Raw genomic sequence first — 6,104 nt, 5'->3', positions numbered from 1 at the left:
GAGAAGGCGGGCGAGGCGCAGCGCACGCGCGTGTTCGCGGCGAGTCAGGCGCTCTGGAGCCTCGCCCTTGCGGGCGGATCCGTCGCCGCGGCCGTGCCAACGCTGCTCCGAACGAGCTATGGCGTTGGCGAACTCGAGAGCTACCGGCTCCCCTACTTCGCGATGGCCGCGCTCACCGTCGCCGCCTCCGCGCTGCTCATCCCGCTGCGTGAAGACACCAGCGTGCGCGCCGCGCGGGTGGCGTCGGGCTGGCTGCCGCGCAGATCGCGCCCGGCGATCGCGACGTACGCGCTCGGCATCGGGTTCCTTGGATTCGGCCTCGGCATCGCGGTCCAGCTGCTGCCCCTCTGGTTCGGCCTGCGCTTCGGCGTCAACGAGGCAGACCTCGGACCGTGGTACGCGGCGACGCAGATCGTCTCGCTCGGTACTGTGGTCGTCGTGCCATTCCTCGAGCGAAAGCTCGGCGGACCGCACACGATGCTGCTCGCGCTGTCCGCGAGCGGCACGTGCCTCGCGCTCATCGTGCTCGCGCCCGTTTTCGTCGTCGCCGCGTGGCTGTTCGTGGTCCGGGGCTTCTTCACCAATCTGTCGTGGCCGTTCCAGCAGTCGCTGCTCATGGCCACGACCGTTCCCGAGGAGCGCGCGACGGCGGTGGGCTCGGGCTTCGCGGTGTGGGGTTTCACGAACGCCCTCGGGCCGCTCGCATCGGGCGCCCTGCTTGGCGCAGGCGTCTTCGCACTACCGCTCCTGGTCGGTTCGCTCATGTATTTCTGCGGCGGGATCGTGTTCGGCGTCGGCTTCAGCCGGTTGCTCCGTGCCTCCGCCTGAGAGTGAGACGCGGCTCGACGAGGCCGCGCTCGCCCAGTTGCTCGCGTCGGGCGCGTGGCAGCGCGAAGCGAACACGATCACACGCACGTTCACCCTGAAGGGATTCAAGAGCGCGGTCGCGTTCGTGAACCGCATCGCGGAGGCCGCGAACGAGGCGAACCATCACCCCGACATCCACATCGAGAGTTACCGGAAGGTGCGCGTCGTGCTCACGACGCATCTGACGGGCGGCATCTCCGACGCGGACGTCGAGCTGGCGCGGCGCATCGACGAGCTGGCATGAGGACCCCCTGGGAGGCCGGCGTCTTCGTGTATCGGGACGACAAAGTCCTCCTGATGCACCGGACTGACGATCGCTACTGGCATGTCGTCGCCGGCGTCGTCGAATACGGCGAGGACATCGCGGACTCCGCGCGCCGGGAGCTGCGCGAGGAATCGGGCCTCACCGGCGCGGATCTGCTCGACCTCGGCTCACCGGTGACCTACCCGATCACGCCGGAGCTGCGTCAGCGTTACGACTATCCCGCGGACCTGCACGCGGTGACCGTCCATAGCTTCGCCGCGGAGGCGCCGGCGGGATGGGAACCGACGCTGAACGAGGAGCACGACGAAGCCCGATGGACCACGGTCGAGGAGGCTGTGGCGCTCCTGCACTGGCCCGAGGCTCGCGAGGCGGTGCGCCGCCTTGCGGCGCGCCTCAGCACCTCGGCGTAGCTACTCGTCCGTGACCTCGCGGCGCGTCACTTCGTCGATCGTGTCGTAGTCGAAGCCGCGTGCCGCGAGGTACGCGTGGATCTTCCGTTTGCGCTCCGCGTCCGGCATGTTCGCCCAACGGGTCAGCGGACGCGACAACGCGCGGCGCGCCTGCTCGACATCCGCGTCCGGCGCGCGCTCGCCGAGCACGATGTCGACGACGTCGCGCCCGACGCCCTTCTGCGCGAGCTCCGTCCGCAGCGCACGATCGCCACGCGGCTTGAAGCGCTCCCGCTGCTCGACCCACCACCGCGCGAACGCCTCGTCGTCGACGTAGCGCTGCGCGCGAAGGCGGTCGACCGCGTGATCGATCGTCTCGACGTCGAACTTCTTCGAACGCAGATGCCGGTGGATCTCCGCGACGGTGTGCGGACGCCCGGCGAGGTAACGGACGGCGGTGTCGTAGGCGTCGCCGACCGGTGTGGCGGCCGGCCTAACCCTCTTCGCCATCCGGGCTTGCGGCAACCGCCGCCGCGCCGGACCGCTCGCGCACCTTCGCCTCGATCTCGTTCGCCACGGCCGTGTTCTCGCGCAGGTACTGCTTCGCCGCCTCGCGACCCTGACCGATGCGCTGCTTGCCGTAGTTGATCCAGGCGCCGGACTTGTCGAGCACACCCGTGGTCACGCCCATGTCGAGCAGCCCGCCCTCGCGCGAGATGCCCTCGGCGGCGAGGATCTCGAGCTCGGCGATGCGGAACGGCGGCGACACCTTGTTCTTCACGACCTTCACCCGAACACGGCGGCCGATGATCTCGGTGCCGTTCTTGATCGGCTCGATCGGCCGGATGTCCAGGCGGATCGACGCGTAGAACTTGAGCGCCTTGCCGCCCGACGTCGTCTCGGGGTTCCCGAACACGACGCCGACCTTCTCGCGCAGCTGGTTGATGAACATGACCGTCGTCTTCGTCTTCGAGATCGAACCGGTGAGCTTACGCAGCGCCTGGCTCATGAGCCGTGCCTGCAGGCCCATGTGCGCGTCCCCCATCTCGCCCTCGATCTCCGCACGCGGCACGAGCGCGGCGACGGAGTCGATCACGACGAGGTCGACCGCGCCGGACCGCACGAGCGTGTCGGTGATCTCAAGGGCCTGCTCGCCGTTATCGGGCTGCGAGATGAGCAGCTCGTCGATGTTCACGCCGCAGGTGCGCGCCCACTGAGAGTCGAGCGCGTGCTCGGCGTCGATGAACGCAGCCGTGCCGCCGGCGCGTTGCACCGCGGCGACCGCGTGCAGCGTCAGAGTGGTCTTGCCGGAGGCCTCGGGGCCGTAGATCTCCACCACGCGACCGCGCGGGTAGCCGCCGATGCCGAGCGCGAGGTCGAGCGCCAGCGATCCGCTCGGGATGGCGTCGACCTTGTCCTCGGGATTCGCGCCGAGCTTCATGATCGAGCCCTTACCAAACTGCTTCTCGATCTGCAGGATCGCCTGGTCGATCGCCCTTGTCTTCTCTGTCACTGCCATCTATTCCGTCCTCACACCTTAGCTTCCGAAACGAAAAACGGCGCCGGCTTGCTGCACACCGGCGCCGTATGGATGCGCGCGAAAGACCCCTATTACCAGTCCTTCTCCTTGCGTTTGCGGGGCACGAGCTCGATTGTCATCGGCTGGACCGGCGCGGCCACCGTCTTCTTCTTGAGCTCTCTTTCGAGCTGCTCTTTTGACTTCTTCTTCGCGTTCTTGTCTTTGGCCTCGCCTCGACCAGTCGGCATTCTCGGTCCCTCCCGTCCGGGTGGAAGCAGTCCGGACAGAAGCGAGCATAGCGCGTGTCGCTCGTATGCTCTCGCGCGTGCCAGCCCGAAAGCGCTCATCACCGCACGCCACCACCCGCTCGGCGCGCGTGACGACCCGTACTGGGGACGGCGGCGAGACGTCGCTCTTCGGCAAGGGTCGCGTGCGCAAGACAGATCCTCGTATCGTCGCTCTCGGCGACCTCGACGAAGCGCAGAGCGCGATCGGCGTCGCGCGCGCGATGGCACCGAGGTCGACGATGGGCCGGCAGCTGTTGGAACTGCAGCGGGGCCTGTACATCGCGATGTCCGAGGTGGCGACACCGCGGGAGGACCTCGCGCGCCTCAAGACGCGACTCGACGACGCCGCCCTCGCGAAAGTCGACAGCGCTCTGGAATGGCTGAAGGCGCGCACGCCGATCGAGGGCCGTTTCGTCATACCGGGCGAGAGTCCAATTTCGGCTGCGCTCGATCAGGCGCGCACGGTCGCGCGTCGGGCCGAACGAAGCGTGGTCGCCTGCGTCGATGCGGGCACGGTCTCCGGCGGTGTGCTGCTGCCCTGGCTCAACCGGCTATCGGACCTGCTCTTCGTGCTCGCACGAACGGTGGAGAAAAGCCGACCCGGTGCGCGTCGCTAGACCCTCTGGCGGTGATAGATCTCCGGGATGGAAGGCCTGAACCACGCCACATCGCCTCGCGAATCTCGTACAAATCCCCCGCGGGTGTCCTTATCCGTTCCGTCCAGATGGAACACCTTGTCGGGTTCGTAGAACGCCACGCTGTATGGACGTGGTGGCGCTGCATCAGGGCCGGCATGCCGCGTCACTACCAAGCACCCCTGGCCTACGGTGATATCGATCTCGCCGAACTCCCCCGCATACCTCCCCGCATACGCGGACAGCTCGCTCGCCGCGAGCGTGAGCGGCCTGTCGGCCGGTACGTGAAGGTCGAGACACCTCGAGAGCGCCCACGCCACGATGTCGCCGCTGACGACCCCGATCTCGGGTACGCGGTGCTGGTAGCCCGTGCGTGTGATGTTCGTAAGGACCGCGATACCGAATTGCCGGGCCGGCACGAGCACAAGCTCAGCCAGGAAACCCGGATACCCGCCGGCGTGTTCGATCACGAGGAGTCCGTTCACCGTAAACCGCCACCATGTCACACCGTGTGCCCCTTCGGAGGTCAGCGCGGAGGCCATGAACGCGATGGACTCTTCCGACAGCAGCCGCTCACCTCCCGCGGAAAGCTGCCCGAGGTGCAGACGCATGAACCGCATCAGATCGCTGGCGGTCGAGAGCATCCCGCCAGAGGGATGCCCGTTGCGCACCTCCATCCAAGGTCGTGCGACCTGCGGCCTTCCATCCTTTACGTCATGCCCGGCGGCGACGCGATATGTGATGGCGTCCCTCGCGAAGAAGCACGATCGAGTCATCCCAAGAGGGACCAGGACGAGCTCACGAATCGCGTCCTCGTAGGTCTTTCCGGTCAGGACCTCTATGACGCGTCCTGTCAGTTGGAAGTCCCACGAGTAGCAGAACAGCTCTCCGAGTCTCGCGCGCTGGGGAAGATCGCTCAAGTGAGCGGTCCACTTTGCTAGGGCGTCGTCGCCACCACCGAAGTTCTTCATGCGGCTCGATAGCCCTACGCGGTGGGTAACGATGTGCCGCATCGTCACGTGAGCGGCAACATCCTCGTCAGCGAGGCGGAGGTCGGGAAGATAGGAGCGAATCGGTGCGTCGAAGTCGAGGCGACCGAGTTCGACCAGCTTCATAAGCGCAGTTCCCGTGATCGGTTTGGTGATCGAAGCGATCCTGAAGAGCGTGTCGGCGTCGACCGGCAGGGGGTTTTCGACACTCGTCACGCCGACCGCCGCTGTCAGATGGTCCTCGCCGGAGATGAGCGCGACGGCGATCCCAGGCACGTTGAAGCGACTGCTCGCGTCTGCGATGACCTGATCTAACTCTCTGCCGAGTGTGCCTGGGGGTGCGGAATCGCGGACCGCCATAGAAGCGCATCCTAAGCCGCGGTCTTCAGCTCCTAGCTGCCCTCGGGCGGCTTTGAGCCTGCGACGACCTCGCTATGAAATGGCCCGCGGGCGGTCCGTTGCGCGAGCGTGAGATCTGCCAGCTGCCGCTGTGTCGCGCGCTGCGCGTCGTCGAGGTCGGCGAGCAGAACGAGACCGTCCGCGAATCCCCAGAGCACCAGCGCGTAGATCAGGGCGAAGACCAGACCGAGGATGCCGACGGCCAACGCGGCGCCCGGGAAGAGCTCGATCGCGCCCGCGGGCACCTGATACTGGCTGGCTGCGTAAACCCCGGCCGCGCCTCCGAGCAAGAAGAGGAGCGCCGCAATGCGCATCGTGGCCGCGGCGAACTTGACCGCGAAGTGACTTCGTGCCCGCGGCTTCGGCGCTATCGCAGCCAGGGTGGTGGCTCCCAGTGGTCGGGCAACACGGTGACCTTCACCGGCATCTCGGCTGCCTGCTCGGACACTGACTGGATCTGGTTGATGAGCATCGGGCCGTACGGGCAGAACGGCGTGGTGAGCACCATCTTCACCTCGGCCTCGTCCGGCGTGAAGACGACCTCGCGGATGAGGTCGAGATCGATGACCGACAGTCCGATCTCGGGATCGAGGACGGCCTGAAGCGCGTTCAGGATCTTCTCCTGCTTTTCGGCCTCGGCGACGATCGGCGACGACGCCTTCTCCGGCTTCGCCGCGGTTTCTTCTGTGGCCATGTCGGTCCTTTCCGGCCCGCTCAGCGCCGAGCGAGCCACGTCCATGTAGGCACCGATTGT

The 6,104-nt window shown here is 66.9% G+C and carries 10 protein-coding genes; 4 read left to right on the top strand and 6 right to left on the bottom strand.

What is annotated here, in order from left to right:
• The 3 genes from VI056_01810 to VI056_01800 all read left to right on the top strand — a co-directional run.
• The coding region (locus VI056_01810) for an MFS transporter (GenBank protein HEY6201754.1) at positions 1 to 828 on the top strand (828 nt) is incomplete at its 5' end.
• Entirely contained in the window at positions 815 to 1,111 is a 297-nt protein-coding gene (locus tag VI056_01805; GenBank protein ID HEY6201753.1) for a 4a-hydroxytetrahydrobiopterin dehydratase, read from the top strand. The genes VI056_01810 and VI056_01805, both read left to right, overlap by 14 nt.
• The gene (locus VI056_01800) at positions 1,108 to 1,542 is read left to right on the top strand and encodes an NUDIX domain-containing protein (GenBank protein ID HEY6201752.1); all 435 of its coding nucleotides are present in this window, start codon (positions 1,108 to 1,110) and stop codon (positions 1,540 to 1,542) included. Before VI056_01805 ends, VI056_01800 begins: the two co-directional genes overlap by 4 nt.
• On the opposite strand, the gene VI056_01795 is transcribed toward VI056_01800, so the two are convergent.
• From VI056_01795 to VI056_01785, 3 genes are all read right to left on the bottom strand, one after another.
• On the bottom strand, positions 1,543 to 2,031 hold the full coding sequence (locus VI056_01795) for a regulatory protein RecX (protein HEY6201751.1): 489 nt from the start codon (positions 2,029 to 2,031) through the stop codon (positions 1,543 to 1,545).
• Positions 2,015 to 3,040: a recombinase RecA gene (gene recA / locus VI056_01790; GenBank protein ID HEY6201750.1), complete on the bottom strand. Its 1,026-nt coding sequence runs from the start codon at positions 3,038 to 3,040 to the stop codon at positions 2,015 to 2,017. Before recA ends, VI056_01795 begins: the two co-directional genes overlap by 17 nt.
• Before the next feature lie 92 nt (positions 3,041 to 3,132).
• Positions 3,133 to 3,288, bottom strand: coding sequence for a hypothetical protein (locus tag VI056_01785; protein HEY6201749.1), 156 nt, complete (start codon positions 3,286 to 3,288; stop codon positions 3,133 to 3,135).
• 77 nt (positions 3,289 to 3,365) lie between these two features.
• Between VI056_01785 and VI056_01780 the strand changes: the two genes are divergently transcribed.
• Positions 3,366 to 3,944 carry a cob(I)yrinic acid a,c-diamide adenosyltransferase gene (locus VI056_01780; GenBank protein HEY6201748.1) on the top strand — a complete coding sequence of 193 codons (579 nt, stop codon included), beginning with the start codon at positions 3,366 to 3,368 and terminating at the stop codon, positions 3,942 to 3,944.
• Here the strand turns inward: VI056_01780 and VI056_01775 are convergent.
• From VI056_01775 to VI056_01765, 3 genes are read right to left on the bottom strand one after another with little or no spacing between them, the layout of a single operon-like run.
• On the bottom strand, positions 3,941 to 5,311 hold the full coding sequence (locus VI056_01775) for a serine hydrolase domain-containing protein (protein HEY6201747.1): 1,371 nt from the start codon (positions 5,309 to 5,311) through the stop codon (positions 3,941 to 3,943). The genes VI056_01780 and VI056_01775 overlap by 4 nt on opposite strands.
• Positions 5,312 to 5,343: 32 nt before the next feature.
• Positions 5,344 to 5,664: a hypothetical protein gene (locus VI056_01770; protein ID HEY6201746.1), complete on the bottom strand. Its 321-nt coding sequence runs from the start codon at positions 5,662 to 5,664 to the stop codon at positions 5,344 to 5,346.
• Between the two features lie 53 nt (positions 5,665 to 5,717).
• Entirely contained in the window at positions 5,718 to 6,044 is a 327-nt protein-coding gene (locus VI056_01765; protein ID HEY6201745.1) for an iron-sulfur cluster assembly protein, read from the bottom strand.
• Positions 6,045 to 6,104: the final 60 nt, after the last annotated feature.

The organism is Candidatus Limnocylindria bacterium, from assembly GCA_036523395.1.
In the GTDB taxonomy this organism is placed as follows: Bacteria; Chloroflexota; Limnocylindria; order P2-11E; family P2-11E; genus CF-39.
Note: the sequence above shows the minus strand (reverse complement) of the source record. Positions and strands in the feature narration are given on the sequence as shown.